The sequence below is a fragment of the Kribbella antibiotica genome (assembly GCF_004349055.1).
In the GTDB taxonomy this organism is placed as follows: Bacteria; Actinomycetota; Actinomycetes; order Propionibacteriales; family Kribbellaceae; genus Kribbella; species Kribbella antibiotica.
The window spans coordinates 41,616-62,164 of sequence record NZ_SMKX01000034.1 but is presented as its reverse complement, the minus strand read 5'-3'; the positions used below and the strand labels follow the sequence as shown (position 1 = coordinate 62,164).

The following is a 20,549-nucleotide window of genomic DNA, read 5'->3' as shown; positions in this document are numbered from 1 at the left end:
GACTCGGGGAACTGCCTGTGAACGGGGGATAGCGCTCTCAGGTGCCGCACGCCGGCAGCCGCGACGGTGGTTCCAGACGATCTGGAAGGAGATCTCACATGTCTGGAATGAACAAAGCCGGGCTGGTCGTACTCGGTCTGCTGTCGGTGGCAGATCTGTTCACCCCGCTGATGACGGACGGCGAACACCCGCCGATGGTGATCGCAATCGGGAGCGCAGTCGTCGGTCTGATCAGCTTGGTGCTGGTCGTGCTGGGGTGGCGCGGAAAGCGTTGGGTGCTGGCGCCGCTGATCACGCTTCGGCTGGCGTCGGCGTTGCTCGCAGTGCCCGCGTTCTTTGCTGCCGACGTCCCGGCGCCCGCCGTGGCGGCGGCCGGGGTCGGAGTCGCCGCGACGATCTTCGGAGTGGTTGCCTTGCTGCTGCCGTCCCGTGTTGCGGCGCGTGCGTGATGAGTCAGGTTCAGGCAAGTACGCCGCGGGCCGACGTCCGTACGGCGTCGCGGTGGTTCGGAGCGCTGATCCTGCCGATCGGGCCTGCGGCGGTCGCTTTGCTGCGCTACCTCCTGCCGTACGACACGATCGACGATCACGCGACGATGACTAGCAAGATCCTGGCTCACCCGGAACGGGCCTCGGCGGTGCTGTGGCTGACCTTCGTGGCGGTCCTCACGCTGGTGCCTGGCGCCTACTTCGTCGGGCGGCTGATCCGCTACCGCGTTCCGCGGCTGACAGCGCTCTCCCTGCTGCTCGTCGTACCGGGGTATCTGGCGCTGCCATGGATGGCCTCCGGTGACGTCTTCACCTGGTCGGCCGGGCAGGCGGGGTTGGACGCTGCCTCGATCACGAAGGCTGCCGAGGTGTCGCATGGGTCGGTGGGTGTGGCCGGCGTGGTGTTCGTGGTCGGTCATGTCCTGGGCACGATCCTGCTGGGGAGCGCTCTCTGGCGTTCCCGGATGGTGCCGCGCTGGGCGGCGGTGGCGACCGCGATCTCGCAGCCGATCCACTTCGTCGCGGCGGTGATCGTGGTCAGTCACACGCTGGATCTGGTCGGCTGGGGCATGCAGGCTGTCGGGTTCGCCGCGGTGGGGTGGGTGATTCTGCGACTGTCCGACGATGAATGGGAACCGTTGCCCTAAAGGGCGGAAGTGTTCGAAGACCGGTTCGCCCGGCGCTAGTCTCGAGCTGCTGAAGGAGCCTTGCTGATGGGGGCCTTGTCGATGGGGGATGGCAGATGAGCGAGATCGAAGCGTCGGGCGAGCTCGGGGCTAACGTTCGGATCGGCAGTTTCAAGATCGCCGATGCTGCGACGACCGATGCCGCCGGCATGGCGTTCGTGCTCGACCAGATGGCCGGGCGACCCGCCGTACAGGCTTTGAAGGCTTGGGCGTTGGAGCAGTTGGCGCCGCAGCCTGGGGAGACGGCGGTCGATGTCGGCTCCGGGACGGGCGAGGACGTGGTGGCGTTCGCTGATTTGGGCCTGCGTGCCATCGGCGTCGAGCCGAGTGCAGGGCTGCGGGCGGAGGCGGTACGGCGCTCTGGGCCGAGCGAGGTCGAGTTCGTGGAAGGGCTTGCCGACAAGCTGCCTTTCGACGACGAGTCGGTCGATGTGGTTCGCTGTGAGCGCGTTCTCCAGCATGTCGAGGACCCGGCGGGATCGGTTCGGGAGATGGCCCGGGTACTGCGTCCCGGCGGCCGGATCGTGCTCATCGATACTGACTGGCAGACCGCGATCATCCATCCGGCCGATCCTGAGGTTCTCCAGCGGATGGTCGGCAGCTTCCTGGCTCAGTCGGCGAACCCGTATTCGGGCCGGCAGTTGCGTGGACAACTCGTCGGGGCAGGACTCGAGATCGCTGGAGAGAGCGCTGCCACCTGGCTGGAGCCGCAGTCGGGCGCTCGCCAGGGGTTCATCTCGATGATGCACGCCCGTGCGTTTCAGAGCGGTGCGATCACCGCTGCGGAGGCCGAAGCGTTTGCCAAGGGCATCACCGAGGCAGCCGATCGCGGCGCGTTCCACATGTCGCTCACCATGTACGCCGTGAGTGCGGTCAAAGCCCCTGTTGCTTGAGGAAGGCAACGGTTCGGCTCATCGAGGTCGGCCAGGCTGCGCTGAAGGCATGCTCTTCACCGGGATAGGTGTAGAGCGTCGCCTTCTTGCCGGCCGCGGTGAGCGCCGAGAGCGCTCTCCGGGACCAGATGATCGGGCAGGTCGAATCGGATTCGCCGTGATGGATCAGGACCGGTTCGGTGATCCGGTCGAAGAACGTCACCGGTGACACGTTGCGCCAGAACTCGGGGTTCCGCGCAGGTTCGCCGTACGCGCGCAGGATCGGGGCGGCGGCGGTTGCGTTGGGGCGGTTCCAGCGGTTGAAGTTGTCGACGGTGTCGGTGCTGACCGAGGCGAAGACGATCCCGGCCTTGACCAGGCCGGGTTGCGTGACGAGCACGTTGTAGGTGACGCCGCCGCCCATCGATCGACCGAGCATTCCGATCCGGTCGGGATCGACGTACTGGGAGGTCCGCAGCGCCAGTACGGCGTTGATTGCGTCCTCGGTGTAGCCGAGGCGCAGGTTGAGTTCGGAGCGCGGGTCCTTGGACGACTGCGCGTGGTTGCGATAGTCGGTGTGCAGTACGACGTAGCCGCGGCGGGCGAGGTAGTCCTGCTCACGAGCCAGGCCGCGACCGTTGGTGTAGACGGCTGGGTCGATGTAGCCGTGGTTCAGGACGAGTGCCGGGTGCGGACCCGGCGTCGTCGGGACGTTGAGGATCCCGGAGATTGTGAGTGAGCCGCTGGCATACGTCACGTGGTACCGGGTGTAGGCGGGATTGCGGGCCAGGACACGGCCGAGACGGAGGTTGCGGCCGTCGTACTTCTTGGTCATCAGCGCCGGGAGAGAGACCGGGTGAGCGCTCTCTGGCGTTCCCGACGGCGTTCTCGTCGGCGTCGTGCTGAGTGTAGGGGCCGACGGATCGGCGGGCGGCGTGGGCCCGGTGCTGCTGGGGGTGGTCGCAGGGGGTGCCGCGTCGTCGCTACTGCAACCGACGGCGGCCGCCATCACCAGTGCACCGAGTGTCGTCAACGCCGTCCGCCGCTCCATGCGGGCCAGTCTGCCGTTCGGCAACGAAAACCGGTCGAAAGCGCTGGTGACGAGGTCGGAGAGCGGTTGCTCGGCCGACGTCGTCGAGCCGTAAGCCCGTGGCATTGACGAACCGGATGTGCGGGAGGAGGGTCGAGAGGAGTGGGCATGGTCTGGGGGATGGCGGGCTGCCTGCCGGGTCGAGACGCTCTCAGGGGTGAGGTTCGCGCCGTTCCCGGCGACGACCGGTCTGTGCGGTGCCGCGTCGTCAGGATGCGGCACCGGGCTGGTAGCAGCGACCGGGCGGGAGCAGACATGAGCACTATCGAGAACATGAGAGAGCGCGTTCGCGGGCAGATCTTCACCGCCGGCGACGACGGGTACGACGACGCGCGCCGCGTCCACAACGCCATGCATGACAAGCGGCCGCAGGTCGTCGTCCGCTGCGAGAACGCCGGAGATGTCATGGCCGCGGTTGATTACGCGCGGACCAACGAACTCGACCTGGCAGTCCGGGGCGGTTCGCACAGTGTGCCGGGCTTCGGCACCGTCGATGACGGTGTCGTGATCGATCTGAGCGGGATGCGGAACGTCCGGGTAGATCCGGTCACCCGGACGGCACGTGCCGGTGGCGGAGCGACCTGGGGTGACTTCAACGCAGCCACGCACGCGTTCGGACTGGCGACGACCGGCGGCATCATCTCGACCACCGGCGTCGGTGGGCTCACGCTGGGCGGGGGAATCGGGTACCTGGCCCGCGGCCTGGGGCTGTCCTGCGACAACCTGATTTCGGCCGACGTCGTGACCGCGGACGGGCAGTTCCTGATCGCCAGCGAGAAGGAGAACGAAGACCTCTTCTGGGCTCTGCGGGGAGGCGGCGGCAACTTCGGAGTGGTGACTGCGCTGGAGTTCCGGCTGGCTCCGGTCTCGACTGTGTACGGCGGCCCGATGCTGTTCGAGATGTCGGACGCGACCGCCGTACTGGCCGGTTTCCGGGATCTGATCGACGATGCGCCGGAGGAGCTCGGCGGCTTCCCGGCGTTCCAGCTTGCGCCGCCGCTTCCGTTCATCCCCGAGGATCGGCACGGCGACCCGTTCACGCTGATCGTCGCCTGCTGGGCCGGTGATCCGGACCGCGGAGAGAGCGCTGTCTCGGCGTTCCGGGAGTTCGCGCCGGTGGTTGCCGAGCATGTCGGCCCGATGCCCTACCCGGCTCTGAACAGCGCGTTCGACGGACTCGTTCCGCCCGGATTGCAGCACTACTGGAAGGCGAACTTCGCCACCGAACTCACCGATGAGGCGATCCAGGCCCACTTGCGGCACGCGTCGGGTCTGCCCGCGGTCAACTCGACCGTGCACATCTACCCGATCAACGGTGCGTGCCATCGGGTCACCGCGGATGCGACGGCGTTCGCGTACCGCGATGCGAAGTTCGCCACGGTGATCGCCGGGATGTGGCCCGATCCGGCGCAGAACGCGGCCGGTACCGAATGGGTGCGGTCCTACTACGACGACATCGCGCAGCATTCCGAAGCCGGCGGCTACGTCAACTTCATGGCCGACGACGACCAGGGGCGGATCCGTGACAACTACAAGGGCAACTACGACCGCCTGGTCGAGGTGAAACGCAAGTACGACCCGGGCAACCTGTTCCATCTCAACCAGAACATCGCGCCCTAAAGACGGTCCTGCGGCCCGGTGCGACGTACCGGGCCGCGCTGTGGTGTTCAGGCTTTCGGGGCCAGCTTGTGGACGACGATGCCGGACTTGAAGGTGGTCGTGCCGAGCAGTTCGAGGTGGTGGATGTCCAAGCCCTGACCGCCGAACATGGTTTCGCCGTCGGCCAGCACCGGAAAGACCCAGAAGTGGTACTCGTCGACCAGCTTGTTGTCCAGGAGAGTCTTGGAGAGCGATCCCGTGCCGAACTTGAGCAGGTTCCCGCCGTCCTGGGCCTTGAGCTCGCGGATCGCCTCGACGGTGTCGCCCTCGAGCAGGGTGGCGTTCCAGGTGGTCTCGGTGAGCGTGCGGCTGGCGACATACTTCGGCATCCGATTGAAGGTGTCCGCCATCTCGCCGTCGCGCTGCGACCAGGCTTCGGCGAAGCCTTCGTAGGTCCGCCGGCCGAGCAGCAGCGCGTCGGTCTCGGCCATCAGAGCGCCGGAGTAGCCGAAGTGCTCCTCGTCCCAGTACGGGCCGGAGTAGTCCTGCGGGTTGCTGATGACGCCGTTGAGGGTGACGAACGTGGACTCGATGATCTTGCGCATGATGGTGTTGCCTCTCTTGACGGTTGTTTACGGTTTGTAGGGGTGCTTGGTGCGCGCATCCCGGAGCGCTTGAGCCCACCAGGTGAGCTGGTCGAGCATGAGCTTGGCCTGGGCCTCGTAGCCCGCGGCCGGCCGCGGCCAGGAGCCGTCGGCGGCGAACTGCTCCCAGTAGCAAGGGAGCGTGACTGTGTTGCGGATGGTGACGGCCTGCAGCTCGGCGAACACCTGCCGCAGTTGCGCAGTGGCCAGCAGACCACCGCTCTCCCGTCCATAGCTGACGACCGCAACCGGCTTGGCGTGCCACTCCGCGTAGTACCAGTCCAGTGCGGTCTTCAGGGCAGCCGGGAAGCTGCTGTTGATCTCCGGTGTGACCACTGCGAAGGCATCTGCAGCAGCCAGCCTCGGAGCCAGTACGGCGACCTCAGCGGGTACCGGGTCGTCAGTATCCAGCAGCGCGGTGGGCAGATCAGTGACTGCGAGATCGATCAGGTCGATCGAGAACTGCTTGGCCGCCTGTGCCGCCAGCCAGTGCGCAACTGTCGGTCCGAACCGCCCGTGGCGCGTGCTGCCGATGATGACTGCGAGTCTCATTTCCTGCCTCCCTTCTGCTGGTTCAAACTCTGCCGCAGACCCTTTACGGTTTCTTTCCGGTGCGGCCGCCAGCCACCGGAAAGATAGGGTGCGGCCATGCGTTTCGGGGTGCTGGGACCGGTCACAGCCTGGACCGACGCGGGGGAGCCCGTGACGATCCAGGGGCTGAAGGTCCGTGCGCTCCTGGCTGACCTGCTGGTGCACGAGGGCAGACCGGTGCCGGCCGACCGGCTGATCGACGACCTCTGGGGCACGCAGCTCCCTGGCAACCCGGCGGGGACGCTGTCCGCCAAGGTGTCGCAACTGCGCAGGGCGTTCGAGGACGCCGAGGCGGGCAGCCGAGAGCTCGTGCGCTCCGGACCGGCCGGCTACTCGATCGCTGTCGACAAGACGTCGTACGACGCGCTGCTGTTCGCGGACCGAGTCTCGCGGGGTGAGCTGACTGAGGCGCTGGGGCTGTGGCGGGGACCCGCGTACGCGGACTTCGCTGACGAGTCATTTGTCGAGACTGCGGTTGCTCGGCTGACGGAGCAGCGCCTGGCGGCGCTGGAGCGTGCAGATGTGCCGATCGATGAGCTGTCTGCGCTCGTTGCTGAGCATCCGCTGCGGGAGGGGCTGCGTGCGGCCCAGATGCGTGCGCTGTACCGAGCCGGTCGGCAGACTGAGGCGCTGGACAGCTTTGAGGAGCTAAGACGGCTGCTGGCAGATGAGCTCGGGCTGGACCCGAGTCCACCGCTGGTTGCGCTGCAGCAGTCGATCCTGACGCAGGAGCTGCCGCATGCGCGCAGCAATCTGCCTGCGCAGCGGACCGACCTGATCGGGCGTTCGGACGCGGTGAGTTCGATTGGCGCCGCACTGTCGTCGTCGAGGTTGGTGACGCTGACCGGACCGGGTGGTGTCGGCAAGACTCGGCTGGCGTTGGCCACGGCGGCGTCGGTGGCAGAGCGGTTCGCGGACGGCGTTGTGCTCGTCGAACTGGCCGCCGTGACACCGGCGACGCTTTCGGTGCGCGATGCGCTCACAGACGCCGTACAGGCTGCTTTGGACCTGCGGGACAGCAGCGGTCCGGCTGAGACTGTGGTGGCGCGGCTGGCGGCCGTCATGGGTACGCGGCTCTTGCTGCTCGACAACTGCGAGCAGGTGATTGCTGAGGTCGCGGACCTGGTGGATGAGCTGCTGGCGGCCGCACCGCACCTGCGGGTGCTGGCGACCAGCCGGGAGCCGCTCAACCTTGCGGGCGAGGCGGTGTGGGCCGTGCCGCCGCTGGAGGTGCCGTTAGCTGGAGCAGATGCGGTGGCGGAGTGCAGTGCGGTCCAGTTGTTTGTCGCTCGGGCCGCTGCGGCGTCGCAGGGCTTCACGCTGACTGCAGACAACGTTGCGGATGTCGCCGTGCTCTGTCGGCGGCTCGATGGCATTCCGCTCGCGCTGGAGCTTGCCGCCACCCGGGTGCGTGCCCTCGGTATCCGTGGCCTGGTCGCTCGGCTGGACGACCGGTTCCGGTTGCTGGCGACCGGGCATCGGGGTGCTGCACCACGACAGCAGACTCTGCAAGCGATGATCGACTGGAGCTGGGAGCTCCTCGCGCCCGACGAACAAGCTGTACTGCGACGTCTCGCCGTACAGGCTGATGGCGGTACGGCGGAGGCGGCGGCTGCGGTGTGCGCTGAGCCGGACGTGCTGGAGGTGCTGATTCGACTCGTCGACCGGTCGCTCGTCGTACCGGTGCATGGTGTCGACGGGCCGCGGTACCGGTTGCTGGAGTCAGTGGCGGCGTACTGCGTTGAGAAGCTGCGTGCGGCCGACGAGCTGGAGTCAGTGCAGCAGCGGCACCTTGAGTACTACGTGGAGCTGGCTGAGTCGGCTGAGCTGCACGGTGCTGAGCAGAACAGCTGGCTGCGGCTCCTGGACGCGGATGCGGCCAATCTGCGCACGGCACTTGACCGAGCTGTGGCGACTGGGCAGTCTGATCTGGCTGAGCGATTGGTCGACGCTATGGCCTGGTACTGGTTCCTCCGCGGCCGTACGGCGGAAGCGGTTCGCTCGCTGGACGCCGTACCGGGGTCGGCTCGCGCAGGTGTCTGGCGGACCGGATTCCTTTACGTGCAAGCGGATCGACGGGCTGGCGCGGAGCGGGAACGCTGGCTGGAGACAGCCGATGCTCGTGGGCAGTGGTGGGTCGCGTTCGCCAGTAGCGACGTCGGTGAGCTGGTGACGGGACAGGTGCTGCTGGAGCGGTCGCTGAAGACCTTCGAGACAGACGGGGATCAGTGGGGCGCCGCTGCGGTGTTGCTGGCGCGCGCCAAGCACGCACACGTCCAGTCCGACCTCGACGCGCTCCGCGCTGACGCATCAGAGAGCGAGCGGATCTTCAGGGGACTCGGTGACGCATGGGGGACCTTGCAGGCGACTAGTTGGCTCGGTGCGGCGGCTGAGCTGGCAGGTGACTTCGCTGAGGCGGCCCGGCTCCACCAGGAGTGCGCGCAGATCGCCGAAGGGCTGGAACTGTGGCCTGAGGTCGCAGGCGCGTTGGGGATGCTCGGCTGGACCCAGGTCAGGCAGGGCGAATACACGGCTGCGCGGGCGCAGGCGGAGCGCGCGTTGCGGCTGGCAGCGGACCAGGGCCAACGGCCGGTCCAGGCACTCGCAGAGATCGTGCTGGCCTTCTCCGCTCGGCGGATGGGTGAACTGGGCGAGGCGGAGCTGCGGCTGCGCGCGTTGATCGCAGCGGCGCGGGCGCAGGACGAGCCCGCGCTCTACCTGTCGATGGTGCTTGAGGAGCTCGGGTTCGTGCTTGAGCTGCAGGGCGATGCTGCTGCGGCTCTGGAGCTTCACCGAGAGTCGTTCGAGGTCTCTGAGGCCTATGGCTCGGTCCGCGGCCTGTGCGGTGCTCTTGAGGGCCTGGCCGGCGCAGCCGCTGACAAGAGTGTCGCTGCGCAACTGCTGGGAGCAGCAGCGGCCGCTCGGGCTGCTGGCGAGCACCTGATCGCCTCTACCGAACTCGACGACCTGACTCGGGCGGTGGCCGCCGCTCGGGAGGCTCTGGGGGAGCGGGCGTACGACGAGGCGTACGCGCGCGGCGGTGCGCTGACGCCCCGCCAAGCCTTCGATCTACTCTACGAGTAGATGTTCTGTGTTTGAGATTATTTGTCGATCCGAGTAGTTTGAGGTCATGGACTACGGCCACGACCTGCAATTCGGGACCTTCCTCACCCCGGCGATCGAAGACCCGGCGCACGTGATCGCGCTGGCCCAGCTGACCGAGCAGGTGGGGCTGGATCTGGTGACTTTCCAGGACCACCCCTACCAGCCACGCCTGATGGATGCCTGGACGCTGCTGTCGGTCGTCGCGGCGCAGACCCAGCGCATCAAGGTCGCGACGAACGTCGCCAACCTGCCGCTGCGGCACCCGGTCGTGCTGGCGCGCAGCGTGGCCACTCTCGACCAGATTACCGGCGGCCGGGTGGAGCTGGGCCTCGGAGCGGGTGGCTTCCTGGAGGCGGTTGCAGCCAACGGCGGGCCGCGGCTCACTACGGGCCAGAGCATTAGCGCGCTCGAGGAGGCCATCGCGATCATCCGGGAGGTCTGGGCGCCGACAGGTGGCGGTATCAAGCTTCCCGGTCAGCACTACGCCGTTGCCGGCGCCAAGCGCGGCCCGCAGCCCGCCCACGACGTACAGATCTGGCTGGGTGCCTACAAGCCACGCATGCTGGGCGTCACCGGCCGCCTCGCCGACGGATGGCTCCCCAGCAGCGGGTACGCCGGTCCTGACCTGCTGACTGCGATGAACAAGTTGATCGACGAGGCCGCTGTTGACGCTGGCCGCGACCCGGCATCGGTACGGCGGTTGTACAACCTCTCCGGGCACTTCTCGGGCAGCGGTGGGTTCCTGCAGGGGCCGGAGGAGGTCTGGATCGACCAGCTCACCGAGCTGACACTGGGCGAGGGGATGAGCACCTACATCCTCGCTTCTGATGACCCGACTGACATTCGCCGGTTCGCTGAGGTGGCGGTGGGTGTGCGTGAGGCAGTGGAGGCTGCGCGGAACGGCGTTGTCCCCGCAGTAGCGGCACCGCAGACGGCATCCGGGTTCGCCGTGGTGCCGACACCGCCGCCGGTTGCGCGACGGAGCGCCGTACGGGTGCTTGATGAGTCGGAGCGGCCGACTGGGCCTGCGCTGGATCCCTCGCGTGCGTATACGCCGCATCAACTGTCGTCGGGGCAGCATCTGATCGACGTGCACGACCATCTGCGAGCAGAGCTCGAGCAGATCCACGATCTGGTCGAGCAGGTGGCGGCTGGCTCGATGGGCATCGGTCAGGCGCGCTCACACATCAACACGATGACCATGCGGCAGAACAACTGGACACTCGGCACGTACTGCGAGTCCTACTGCCGGCTGGTCACCACGCATCACTCGATCGAGGATGCGTCACTGTTCCCGCGCCTGCGCCGGGCCGACCCAGCGCTCGTACCGGTCGTGGACCGGCTGCAGGCGGAGCACCTGATCATCCACGACGTGCTGGAAGGCGTGGACAAGGCACTGGTCGCGCTGGTCGACGGATCGGGCAGCATCGACGGGCTGCGCGCAGCGGTCGACCTGTTGGACGACACGCTGCTCTCGCACCTGTCCTACGAAGAGCGGGAGCTGGTCGAGCCGCTGGCGCGGCTCGGCGTGATGTAGCGGGCTACTTCGCCTCACCGAGCAGTGAGGCGAGGATGTCGAGTAGCCGCAGCGTCGGAGCCTCGCCGAGCAGGCGAGCCGCCGACGTGGCCGGCTCAGCGTTCAGACGCACCTGCAGTAGCTTGAAGTCGCGCACGTTGGCCGGGTTGACCAGGTCGCTGTGCACAGCACCCAGCAGCTCCGCGCCGGCAGAGGCGTTCGTGTAGGTCATCCGAATGAAGCTGTCGCTGACAGGGAAGAGAAACGGCCGCTTCAGGTGCAGCAGCTTCGACTTCTTCGCCTGCCCGAACCCGCGGTGCCCGGAGAAGACCTCGTCGAGCGCCATCGCAGCGTCGAACAGCGCACTCCCCGGCGCCGCATCCTCCAGCCGCGCATCCACCGGCACCGCGGCGAACTCCTTCTCCGCGTCCACCTCCAGCAGCCACGGAATGTCCAGCGCCCGCAGGTCGGACCCGATCACCATGGTGCGAGCCAGATCCTCCAGCGACACCCGGTTCGGGTCAGTACCCCCGACATTCGTCATCCCCGGCAGGCCGTCGTAGTACCGCAACACAGCGCCGTTGCCCTCGGCATAGATCCGAAGCTGGGCGATCGCCTCGTCGACGACGATCTTCCGAGTACCGATATTCATGGCCACACCCTCACACTCTTTGTGGCAGACCCGCCAGCAGACGAGCCATCATCCTCACAGCGTTTCCGCAGATCGTAGGCGACTGCACGCTCACTTACACGCCAGGGTCGTTCCCGTTATCCACAACCTGTAACCATCCGCCCCGAAACACCGGAAGCCACATGTACTGTCCGTGACGATCTCGCCACCGAACGGAGGCGCGGACAACGGGCGATCCTTTGAATAGCCGGTACGGCGAGTTGCCGGACTCGGGGTGGTGGAAATCCAGTTGAGGTCGGGCGGCGGGTGGTTGAGGCTGCTGGGCATGTTGACTGGCGCCGAGGTTGCTTCGTTCATGCGGGACGGCTTTGTGGTGGTTCGTGGGGCTGTGCCGCGGTCGGTCGCCGACGCGTGTGTTGACGTGGTCTGGGCGGAGTTGGAGGGGCGTGGCATCAGGAGAGGTGATGTTGGGTCCTGGGCGACGCCTGTTGAGCGGGTTGTCTGTCCGGAAGACGGCGATCAGTGGGAGCCGTTTGCGGAGGCGGGGACGGCCGGTGCTGTGTGGGAGGCGTATGACCAGCTGATCGGGCCGGACAAGTGGTGGAAGCGCGAGGGGATGGGCGGCACGATTCCCGTCCGGTTTCCGCACGCGGCGGATCCGGGGGATGCGGGTTGGCACATCGAGACCAGCTACTGGGACGACGGTGAGTGGCGGGCGAACGTGCGGAGTCGTGATCGCGGGCTGCTGTCGCTGTTCCTGCTGACCGATGTGGGGCCGGACGATGCTCCGACGCGAATTCGGGTGGGGTCGCATGCTGACGCTGCGCGGGTGTTGGCGTCTGCGGGGGATGGTGGAATGACGTCGGCCGAGTCAGGGCCGGCGATTGGCGCGGCGAGTGCCGGGCGGCGGGTGGTTGAGGCTACGGGGTCGGCGGGAGATGTGTATTTGTGCCATCCGTTCCTGGTGCACGCCGCGTCGTGGCCGCATCGCGGGGTGAGCCCGCGGATCATCACCCAGCCGGGGGTTGGGCTGCTGGAGCCCTTTGCGTTGGCGGAGCCGAGTGCGGCTTACCCCGTGGAAGCAGCCATCCTGGCCGCGATCGGCTAGTCGGTTGCGCCGATGTGGGTGGCTAGGGCGGGCGTCAACGGGTACGGCCGTTCTGTCGAGAGGGCGGCTTGGGCCTCGGCGGCCGGCAGGGAGTGGATGTGGTGCATCGAAGGGGTTACATCCTCGATGCGGGTGATCCAGTCGTTGACGTAGTGGGTCACGGCCGGGCCGGAGAGGCCTAGTTGCAGGGAACGGACATTGGGCTGGGGTTTGAGGGTGAGGGTTTGTTCTGGGTCCCATTGGATGCGGACGGGGGAGGCGGCGAGGGTGGATTTCCACGCGGCCTCGGACTCGTGGTGGGCGGGGTCGTAGTGGGACAGGGTGCTGTTCGCTAGGGCCCATTCGAAGCCTGTGCGCTTGAGATGGATGCGCAGGACTCGGGTCTGGCCGGGCTTGGTGGCCCAGCCGGAGCGGTAGGCCATCCAGAGGAACGAGGGCTTGATCCAGGTCATCCGGGTCATGCCGAAGGGCGCGACGAAGGTTTGGGCGGCCAGGGCCGGTACGGCGATCTCGGGGGCATAGGCCTGGTAGACGGCGATGGTTTCTTCGTCGTACAGGGCTCGGATCTGGCGTTGCATGGGGGTCCTCAGAGGGTTAATGAGTTGAGCTGGGCGGCGTCGGTTCGCATGATGAGGGTATGACTACGACCTCTGGAGTGTTGCTGACGAGACCGGTTGCCGACGTGGCGGCTGGGGCTCAGCAGCAGGCCGGTCGATGCTGGAGGTCTAGCCGCCTCCAGTCATGATGGAGGTGGTGGTCGCCGGGATGCTGGCTGGGTACGGAATCGCCGTACCCGTTGGCCCCGTGGCGACCTACCTGGTGGGGCTGAGCGCCCGAAGCTCAGCGCGCGTCGGCGCTTTTGCGGCCTTGGGGATCGCCTCGGCTGACGGGATCTACGCGTTGATCGCAGCCATCGCGGGAGCCGCCCTGGCGCCGGTGCTGGTCCCGATCGTGATGCCGTTGCGATGGATCTCCATGCTGGTGCTGGTCGCGCTGGCCCTGACAGGTGCCATCACCGCCGTACGGCGATATCGCGCGCGCAGGCTCGGCGGAGTGACCCGCGAGGCACCGCTCCGCGCCCGTACGGCGTACTTCGGGATGCTCGGGATGACGCTGCTCAGCCCCATGACGGTGATCTATTTCGCAGCGCTCGTACTCGGGAGCACCGGAACGGGGTCGGCGCCCCTGTTCGTGGTCGCGGCATTCCTGGCGTCGTCGAGTTGGCAGCTGTTGCTGGCCGGTGGTGGCGTCCTGCTGGGACGCGTCCTGACCGGGCACGTCGGGGGACTCGTGACAGCGTTGGCCTCCAGTGTGCTGATCGTGGTGCTGGCGGTCCGTCTGGTTGCCTAGGGCAACTGGCGGGCGACCGCGCCGGCAGGGTTGAGGAACAGCAGGACCGGTGGGCCGGTGTTGGGCAGGATCTCCGTGTACGCCTGCAGTTGTGGGGCGTAGTAGGCGACCCGGCTGTCCAGCGCCGCCGCCGGTATCGCGTCAGTCTTGTAGTCGACAACGGTGAGACGACCGTCGTCCTCGCGGTAGATCAGGTCGACGAAGCCCTCGAGGACTGTGCCATCAGGCTGGACAGTCCCGACGTACGACTCGCGCCAGTGGTCCCGCGCCGCCGCTCGCTGCACGACATCTGCGGCGAGAGCGGAGCGAACCAAAGCGGTCACGACGTCGGTGTACTCCAGCACACCTTCGGCCAAACACTGCGTCGCGACCGCGGCGTCGAGGCCGGCGCCGGTGGACAGATCCACAACCTGCAGTACGCCGTGAACTGCGCGCCCGATCGCGGTTCCGTACCGGCCCTTCGACCACGGGGGCAGTTCGAGATCGCGCGGGGCCTTGGCGCTACCGGGGTCGGCCGTCGCATCGGCCAACGCAGTCTCCGGCCCGGTGCCTTCGAGGCCGGACGCGCTGTGCGCGGACGGCTTGCGACTGGCCTTGCGGGCGGCGGTGATCTGCTCGTCCCAGTCCCGGCGGCTCATCGGCGGCGTGACATCGGACGTGGAGCGCGGATCGCGATCGACCGGCGGCGGTCCGTCGAACAACGCGATCCCCGGCACCTCCGCCGCACCAGCCGATGCGAACAGCTCGGCGTTGCTGGAGTGGCGACGCGTACCCGACCGATGCAGCGACACGACAAGGTGGTCGCGGGCGCGGGTGGCAGCGACGTACAGGAGGCGACGGCGTTCGTAGTCGTCCATCTGCTCGTCAACAGGCTGGACGAGATCGAAGTCCTCGGTCTGGACCGATGCCTTGAGCTTGACTGAATAGCCGAGGCCGTCCGGCGGCCAGAGCACCTGAACACCGCGCTGACGGTTCGGCGCCGCTGTCATGCCGGACAGGATGACGATCGGGAACTCGAGCCCCTTCGCCGCGTGGATCGTCATCACCCGCACGGCGTCCGCGTCGGTCTCGGGCAGGACGGCCTCGGCGACGCGTGAGGCCTCCTCGCCCTGGTGCGCGGCCCAGGCGAGGTACGAGCGGAGACCGCCGTGCTCGACCTCGGACCACGCCCGAGCCTGATCGACGACAAACCTGATCCGGCGCCAGGCATCGCGAGCGCTCGGGCCGATCGCGGCGACCTCGAGCATCCGGCGATCGGCGACGATCTTGGCGAGCACCTCGCTGGGGGTGAGCCAGCGGGAGGCGTAGTACGTGCGGCGCAGCCACTCCATCGCCTCGCCGATCGGATGCGTCAGCAGGTCGTCGGAGACGGGCGCGGTCAGCGTGAACGAGCCGCCCAACCGCTTCCACGTGAACAGATCGTCGTCCCCACACCCGAACAGCGGCGAACGCAGCGCGGTCACGAGCGCGAGCTGATCGCTTGGGTCGCCGAGCGCGCGGGCGCAGGCGAGCAGGTCGCGAACCTCCGCGGTCTGGTAGACGAGCGAGCTGGCCTCGGCCCGATACGGGATGTCGGCTCGATCGAAAGCGTCCTCAAGGAACGGCAGCGACGTACGCGCCGGAACCAGTACGGCGATGTCACCGGCCACCGCCGGTCGCCACCTAGACGCCCGTTCGTCGTACACGAGCCAGCCGTCGCGCAGCGCCTGCTCCACAGTCGCCGCGACATCGGTCGCTTCGCGCTCCCGCAGGATCGAGGCCTGCGCGCGCGGCAGGTCGTCATGCGGGACCGCCCCAAGCACCGTGACAGCGGGACCGGAGACAGAGTCGTCGTACGGCGGGGCGTCGGCGGGCGCAGGCTCGGACAGGCCGGCGTCGGTTGAGGTGGTGTCGGTCGAGCGCCGGAAAGGCAGGACGGTGGCCAGCCCCGGGGCAGGAGTCGGCTCGGGCCCTGCAGGTGAGTCGTCGAGGAAGTCGAACAGCGTGAGCTCGTCGTCCGTGTCCCGGCGAACCTTGTCAGGCAGCGGGCCAGGCAGTGGCGGCGGCGCCGTGGTCGGCGTAGTCGTGCGGTGCGGCGTCAGCGCGTGGTACGTCGGCTGGGCCGCGTCCTGGGCCTGGATGAGCGTCGCGAAGACGTGGTTGATCCAGTCGAGAATCGGCGGCACCGTGCGGAAGTTGGTGGTCAGCGTGACGGTCTCACCAAGCAGGTCCTGCGCGGTCAGGTATGTCGCGATGTTGGCCCGGCGGAATCGGTAGATCGACTGTTTGGGGTCGCCGACCACGAACAGCCGACCGTCCGGAACCTCGACATCCCGCCAATCCGGCGCATCGCCGTCCGCTCCGGCCGCGATCCGGACCGCGAGCTCGATCTGAATCGGGTCCGTGTCCTGGAACTCGTCCAGCAGCAACCGCTCATACCGCTCGTGCAGCGCCGCACGAACCGACTCGTCCCGCCGCAACAGGTTGCGCGCCAGCACCAGCAGGTCGTGGAACTCCAGCCGCCCCTCAGACCGCCGCACCTCGGCCGACTCCAGAACCCGCTCCGCGATCCAGTGCGATAGATGCCGAAGGCAAGCATCAAGCAACAGCTCGACCAGCGACCCGGCCACCTCGACGACTTCGGTGCAGTCCGACCGCATCTTGGTGATGTCGGGCCAGTTCTCCTTGCGGCCGATCTTGCCGATCTTCAGCCCACGCAACGCCTGCAGATAGGCAAGCTGCGATTCCTGGTCGGTCGCGGCCGCCAGCATGACGCCCAGCTCGCGAATGGTGTGCAACTTCGGCAGTAGCCGGTCCTCGGCATCCCGGCAGGCATCGACAGCCGCGCCGAGCTGGGCCGCGGCAGCGATCAGCCCCGTGAGATCCGGCATCGCCACGAGCTCCGGTGGATCGACCAGCACGCGATCGCCGATCAGGTCCCAGTCGTTGCCGAACAACCGCGCGAGCGACCGCAGGTGTTTCAGCTCGACCCCGACCGCCATCGCGAGCAACAGCGGCTCGGCGATCGAGTCGTCATCCAGCAACTGCTGCTGCAGCTCGGCCCAGCGCTCCTCGAACGCGACCGACGACCCAACCTCATCCAGTACGTCGATCAGCGGCGGCAGCCCGGCCTCGATCGGGTGCGCCAGCAGCAGTTGCTGGGCAAACCCATGCAGCGTCCCGATCGACGAAGAATCCAGGTCGTCGAGCGCTTCGTCCGCGAGCGGCCCGGCCGGCCCCTTCCGCGCCTTCTCGAACTCGACTCGCAGCCGATCCCGCAGCTCCGCCCCGGCCTTCTCCGTGAAGGTCACCGCCGCGATCGTCCGCAGCGGCACGCCGTCGCGCAGCACCAGAGTCGTCACTCGGTCGACCAGCGCATGGGTCTTCCCGGAACCGGCCCCGGCCTCAACGAACAGCGTCGTCTCGGTGTCGGTCCGGATCCGCTCCCGGGCCGGTCCATCGAGCAGTTGCTCACTCATCGCCGGCCTCCTGATAGACCACCGGATCGATCAGTCGAACCAGCCGCTCCAACGTCGGATCGTGCCGTTTGCGGTCCCAGCGCGCCCGAACCTCGCTGTGCCCGAGCCCGTCCGGGTTGCAGTACGGGCATTGCACCCACAAGAAGTCCGGGATCTCGGGCGCCTTCGGCGGGAACAGCCCCGCGGCGATCGACGACACGATCACGTCCAGCGTCTCGACGTACCGGGCCTCGACCTCGGGGGTCAGCGGCACCGGGATCCGCTTGCCGCCGCGCCGGACGAACCAGTACGACGCCTCCACCGGTGTCGCCGCTTCGCCCAGCCGGGCGCGAGCCGCATACGCATAGACCGGCAGCTGGAGTTTCGTCCCGCCCGCGACCGGATCGTTCTCGATGCCCTCGTAGCGCGAGAATCCGCCGGTCTTCACATCGGTGACGTAGATCGTCCCGTCTTGCCCGAGGTCGACCTTGTCGGCTGAACCACGCAGCAGCACCCGCCCGGACGGCACCGGGATCTCGACCGGCGGCTCGCCGTCGAACCCGAATCGCAGCTCGCTGGCAACCACCGACGCATCCCGCGACGCCCGCCAGCCGTCATCGTCGGCAAGCAGCACCATCAGGTCGCCGAGGATTCGCTGCCGCTCCCGCTGCCACAATCGAGGGTGACCGGTCAGCCCCTCCGCCTCGAACCGATCGGCGAGATCGGCCCCGATCGCGAGCAGGAGCTGGCGTTGCTCCGCCGACCAGGCTTCACCCCACGAAGGCAGCGACCCGGCCAAGCGCGACACGAACGCATCCAGACTGTCGTGGATCAGGTTGCCGACCTGGATCGGAGAGATGACGAGCAGATCCTCCGGCGCCTCCAACGGCTCCACCTGAAGCAACCGTTGGACGAAGTACGCATGCGGGCACGTCGCATACGCCTCCAACGACGTCGGCGATGCCACCCGATCCTCCACCGCATACTCCGGCAGCCCCGGCACCCCGGAGAGGTCGCCATCGAATCGGGTGAACGCCAGAGACCCGCGCCCGCGCAGCATCTCCCGCGCCCGCACGAGCACTCGATCGCTCAGCCACAGGCCGGCCGCGGCGGACCGCACCTGCCACTCCTGCTCGCTCGCCGGCATAGTTGCCGTCGTCAACGATCCCGCGAACGACGCCGAGGTCCGAAGCCGATCGCCGTACGCGCCCTGATCCCAAGCGGTCGCAGCCAAGGCGCGGTCGCCGCTCAGCTCCCGCATCGAGCCAAGCAGCCAGCGCGTCGGCAACCGCCGTGACGAACGCCGCAGGTCTCCCCGCGGGAACGAAGCCACCACCTTCTTCGCACCGGCCGAGAACGCGATCAACAGATGCCGCTGCTTCTCGTCCAGCCGATCCCGGAACGACGCCAACTCAGGCGCGGCCGCCTCCCGCACTCGATGCGGCAACAACGCATCTTCGTGAACGCGCCCCGGATAAAGGTCCTCCGACAGCCCAACGACGTACACGATGTCAGCCGCCAGCCCGATACTCGCCGACAGCGGCGCGACCAGTACGCCGGTCCCGAAGGTGCCGACTCTGGGCAGCGACTGCTGCAACTCAAGATCCAGTACGTCGCGCAACACCGCCAAGCTCGCTGGCGTCCCCAGCTCGTCCAACGTGGACAGCCCTCGTAACGAACCCTCGACCGCGGCCGCGGCGTACTGCTCCTCGATCGGAAGCGCCGAGTAGTCACCCAGCAGGTCTTGGAAGAGCTCGAGAACCCCTGCGGCCAACGAGGACCAGCTCTCCAGCCCGGCGAGCGTCCGCAGACGACGGCGGAGCTCAGAGGCGAAGGCATGTAGCCGCTCGGCCCGCTCAGCGTTGTCCCGCGCCCGGCGGATCGCGGCCGGTCGTGGATCCTCGGCCGCCTCCTCCTGAATCGCCGTACGACGCTCCGACTCCGCATACCGCGCGAGCCGGGTATCCCAGTCGTCGCCGCGCACCACACCGGCTGCGCGCGACATCCGCTCCCACTGCGGCACCGGAATCCGCTCGCCGGTGAAGTCCCGTGTCGGCGCATTCGCCAGCGCGCGGAACACGTCAGCGCGCGGAAGATCCTGATCGACGAGGGCGAGCACCTCGAGCAGCGTCCGCGCGATCGCCCGCTCCTGCACCGGCCGCGTCCCGGGACCGTTGACGGCGATCTCCGCTGCCGCCAGGTGCTCGTGCAGCAACCGCGCGTACGGCGTGATGGCCGAATACAGCACGGCGATCCGGTGCGCCGGAGTCTTCTTCAGCGACGCGACCACGTCCCGCACGACATTGCGGACCTCGTCATCGGCATCGGACGCGTTCAGGATTTCGGTCGCGACCGGATAGTTCCGCGAGATCGAGGTCGGCAGGTCGAGACCGATCCGCTCCAGCGAACGCCGCACGGCCCGATCAGCACGCCGTACGTCGGTGAATCCCACGATCACCGTCAAGTCGGCCGCGGCGGCTCCGAGCGCCTCGACGAACGCGGCCTCGGCCTGGGTGAGCTCCTGAGGCAGATAGAGCACCAGCGCACCGAGCTCGCGCACGATCGCCGGCTCGGCGTCGATGCGTGCTGTGGCGGCGCGCAGGAGGTCGGTCTCGTCGTACCAGCCGTCGCCGAGGTCGGCCCCGATCTGGCGGTGCAGCCGGACCAGGTCCGGACCGAGAACAGACGCCGCGGCGACATTTTCCAGTGCAGGCTCGGACAAATCGCGCAGCTCACGATGGACGGATGCAAGCGCTTGGATGGTGGACGGATGCCCCGCGACCTCGGCGAAAATGCCCGGTGCCTTGGACAAAGCCGTCCGCCAGGTCGCCGCCACGATCGGACGCGTGGCCGGCCGCCGCGGCGACAGCACACTCGCCGCAAGCTGCTCGGCCAAACGCTCAAGCGTTGCGAGGAACAGGCCCGCGATCCCCGTCGTCGCGAGCTGCCGGCGAGCGACGACACCGGCCAGGTTGTTGGGCAGCAGCAAGGTGACAGGCGCCATCGGGTCATCGGCCTTGAGCCGGGTCACAACGGCCTGCAGGCGGTCCAGCGCAGCAGCGCCGTACGCCGTGCTTTCGATTCGGGTGGTGCTCACGAATCCCCCGTCCTTCGACTGTCACCGCAGACGGTAGACCCTGCCACGGACAAGTTCTGAAATCGGCTGTGAAGGGCGCGAAACGCCAAGGTTTTCTGCAGGGTTCGCGCCCGGCTCGGACAATGAAGAGATGACCAGGCAGACGGCGATCGCGCGGGTGCTGATGGTGGCTGTCTTCGCGCCATCGGGCGGCTTGTCGGGTCAGGGTGTCGCCGAGGCCTCGCAGGGTCGTGCCTGGTGGCCGTGGCTGGTCGCGGCGCTGGTCTGGCTGATCGTCTCGGGGACGATCGCGATGGCCGTGTCGAACCGTCTCGACGAGCACAGATAATGCTCCG

16 protein-coding genes are annotated in these 20,549 nt (G+C 67.8%); 9 read left to right on the top strand and 7 right to left on the bottom strand.

The window, feature by feature from the left end; all coding sequences use genetic code 11:
* Positions 1–98: 98 nt before the first annotated feature.
* The 3 genes from E1263_RS14645 (at position 99) to E1263_RS14635 (ending at position 2,067) form a co-directional block, all read left to right on the top strand.
* The gene (locus E1263_RS14645; RefSeq protein WP_132167841.1) at positions 99–449 is read left to right on the top strand and encodes a hypothetical protein; all 351 of its coding nucleotides are present in this window, start codon (positions 99–101) and stop codon (positions 447–449) included.
* Positions 449–1,135, top strand: a complete 687-nt coding sequence (locus E1263_RS14640; protein WP_132167840.1) for a hypothetical protein — start codon at positions 449–451, stop codon at positions 1,133–1,135. Before E1263_RS14645 ends, E1263_RS14640 begins: the two co-directional genes overlap by 1 nt.
* 95 nt (positions 1,136–1,230) lie before the next feature.
* Positions 1,231–2,067: a methyltransferase domain-containing protein gene (locus E1263_RS14635; protein ID WP_132167839.1), complete on the top strand. Its 837-nt coding sequence runs from the start codon at positions 1,231–1,233 to the stop codon at positions 2,065–2,067.
* Here E1263_RS14635 and E1263_RS14630 read toward each other — a convergent pair.
* Positions 2,048–3,202, bottom strand: a complete 1,155-nt coding sequence (locus E1263_RS14630; protein ID WP_238161245.1) for an alpha/beta hydrolase family protein — start codon at positions 3,200–3,202, stop codon at positions 2,048–2,050. The genes E1263_RS14635 and E1263_RS14630 overlap by 20 nt on opposite strands.
* A 207-nt stretch (positions 3,203–3,409) precedes the next feature.
* Between E1263_RS14630 and E1263_RS14625 the strand changes: the two genes are divergently transcribed.
* A complete protein-coding gene (locus E1263_RS14625; protein ID WP_238161244.1) occupies positions 3,410–4,756 on the top strand; it encodes an FAD-binding oxidoreductase in 1,347 nt (448 codons plus the stop codon).
* 47 nt (positions 4,757–4,803) lie between these two features.
* Here the strand turns inward: E1263_RS14625 and E1263_RS14620 are convergent, their stop codons facing one another.
* Both E1263_RS14620 and E1263_RS14615 read right to left on the bottom strand, forming a co-directional pair.
* Positions 4,804–5,340, bottom strand: coding sequence for a dihydrofolate reductase family protein (locus E1263_RS14620; RefSeq protein WP_132167837.1), 537 nt, complete (start codon positions 5,338–5,340; stop codon positions 4,804–4,806).
* A 27-nt stretch (positions 5,341–5,367) separates the two neighbouring features.
* On the bottom strand, positions 5,368–5,931 hold the full coding sequence (locus E1263_RS14615) for an NADPH-dependent FMN reductase (protein WP_132167836.1): 564 nt from the start codon (positions 5,929–5,931) through the stop codon (positions 5,368–5,370).
* A gap of 96 nt (positions 5,932–6,027) precedes the next feature.
* Between E1263_RS14615 and E1263_RS14610 the strand changes: the two genes are divergently transcribed.
* Positions 6,028–9,054, top strand: a complete 3,027-nt coding sequence (locus tag E1263_RS14610; protein ID WP_132167835.1) for an AfsR/SARP family transcriptional regulator — start codon at positions 6,028–6,030, stop codon at positions 9,052–9,054.
* A gap of 46 nt (positions 9,055–9,100) precedes the next feature.
* Positions 9,101–10,612: an LLM class flavin-dependent oxidoreductase gene (locus E1263_RS14605; RefSeq protein ID WP_132167834.1), complete on the top strand. Its 1,512-nt coding sequence runs from the start codon at positions 9,101–9,103 to the stop codon at positions 10,610–10,612.
* 4 nt (positions 10,613–10,616) lie between these two features.
* Here E1263_RS14605 and E1263_RS14600 read toward each other — a convergent pair whose 3' ends face one another.
* Positions 10,617–11,243 carry a DUF6308 family protein gene (locus tag E1263_RS14600; RefSeq protein ID WP_132167833.1) on the bottom strand — a complete coding sequence of 209 codons (627 nt, stop codon included), beginning with the start codon at positions 11,241–11,243 and terminating at the stop codon, positions 10,617–10,619.
* A 304-nt stretch (positions 11,244–11,547) separates the two neighbouring features.
* Between E1263_RS14600 and E1263_RS14595 the strand changes: the two genes are divergently transcribed.
* Positions 11,548–12,330 (top strand): phytanoyl-CoA dioxygenase family protein, encoded by a 783-nt coding sequence (locus E1263_RS14595; protein ID WP_132167832.1) that lies wholly within the window; start codon positions 11,548–11,550, stop codon positions 12,328–12,330.
* Here E1263_RS14595 and E1263_RS14590 read toward each other — a convergent pair.
* Positions 12,327–12,908: a DUF4291 domain-containing protein gene (locus E1263_RS14590; protein ID WP_132167831.1), complete on the bottom strand. Its 582-nt coding sequence runs from the start codon at positions 12,906–12,908 to the stop codon at positions 12,327–12,329. The genes E1263_RS14595 and E1263_RS14590 overlap by 4 nt on opposite strands.
* A gap of 163 nt (positions 12,909–13,071) precedes the next feature.
* Here E1263_RS14590 and E1263_RS14585 point away from each other — a divergent pair, with 163 nt between their 5' ends.
* Positions 13,072–13,680, top strand: a complete 609-nt coding sequence (locus tag E1263_RS14585; protein ID WP_132167830.1) for a lysine transporter LysE — start codon at positions 13,072–13,074, stop codon at positions 13,678–13,680.
* On the opposite strand, the gene E1263_RS14580 is transcribed toward E1263_RS14585, so the two are convergent.
* Both E1263_RS14580 and E1263_RS14575 read right to left on the bottom strand, forming a co-directional pair.
* Positions 13,677–17,138 (bottom strand): UvrD-helicase domain-containing protein, encoded by a 3,462-nt coding sequence (locus E1263_RS14580; protein WP_132167829.1) that lies wholly within the window; start codon positions 17,136–17,138, stop codon positions 13,677–13,679. The two genes, E1263_RS14585 and E1263_RS14580, sit on opposite strands and share 4 nt — an antisense overlap.
* The gene (locus tag E1263_RS14575) at positions 17,131–20,214 is read right to left on the bottom strand and encodes a PD-(D/E)XK nuclease family protein (protein WP_132167828.1); all 3,084 of its coding nucleotides are present in this window, start codon (positions 20,212–20,214) and stop codon (positions 17,131–17,133) included. The genes E1263_RS14580 and E1263_RS14575 overlap by 8 nt, the downstream gene beginning before the upstream one ends.
* 130 nt (positions 20,215–20,344) lie before the next feature.
* On the opposite strand from E1263_RS14575, the gene E1263_RS14570 reads away from it, so the two are divergent.
* Positions 20,345–20,542 (top strand): hypothetical protein, encoded by a 198-nt coding sequence (locus E1263_RS14570; protein ID WP_132167827.1) that lies wholly within the window; start codon positions 20,345–20,347, stop codon positions 20,540–20,542.
* Positions 20,543–20,549: the final 7 nt, after the last annotated feature.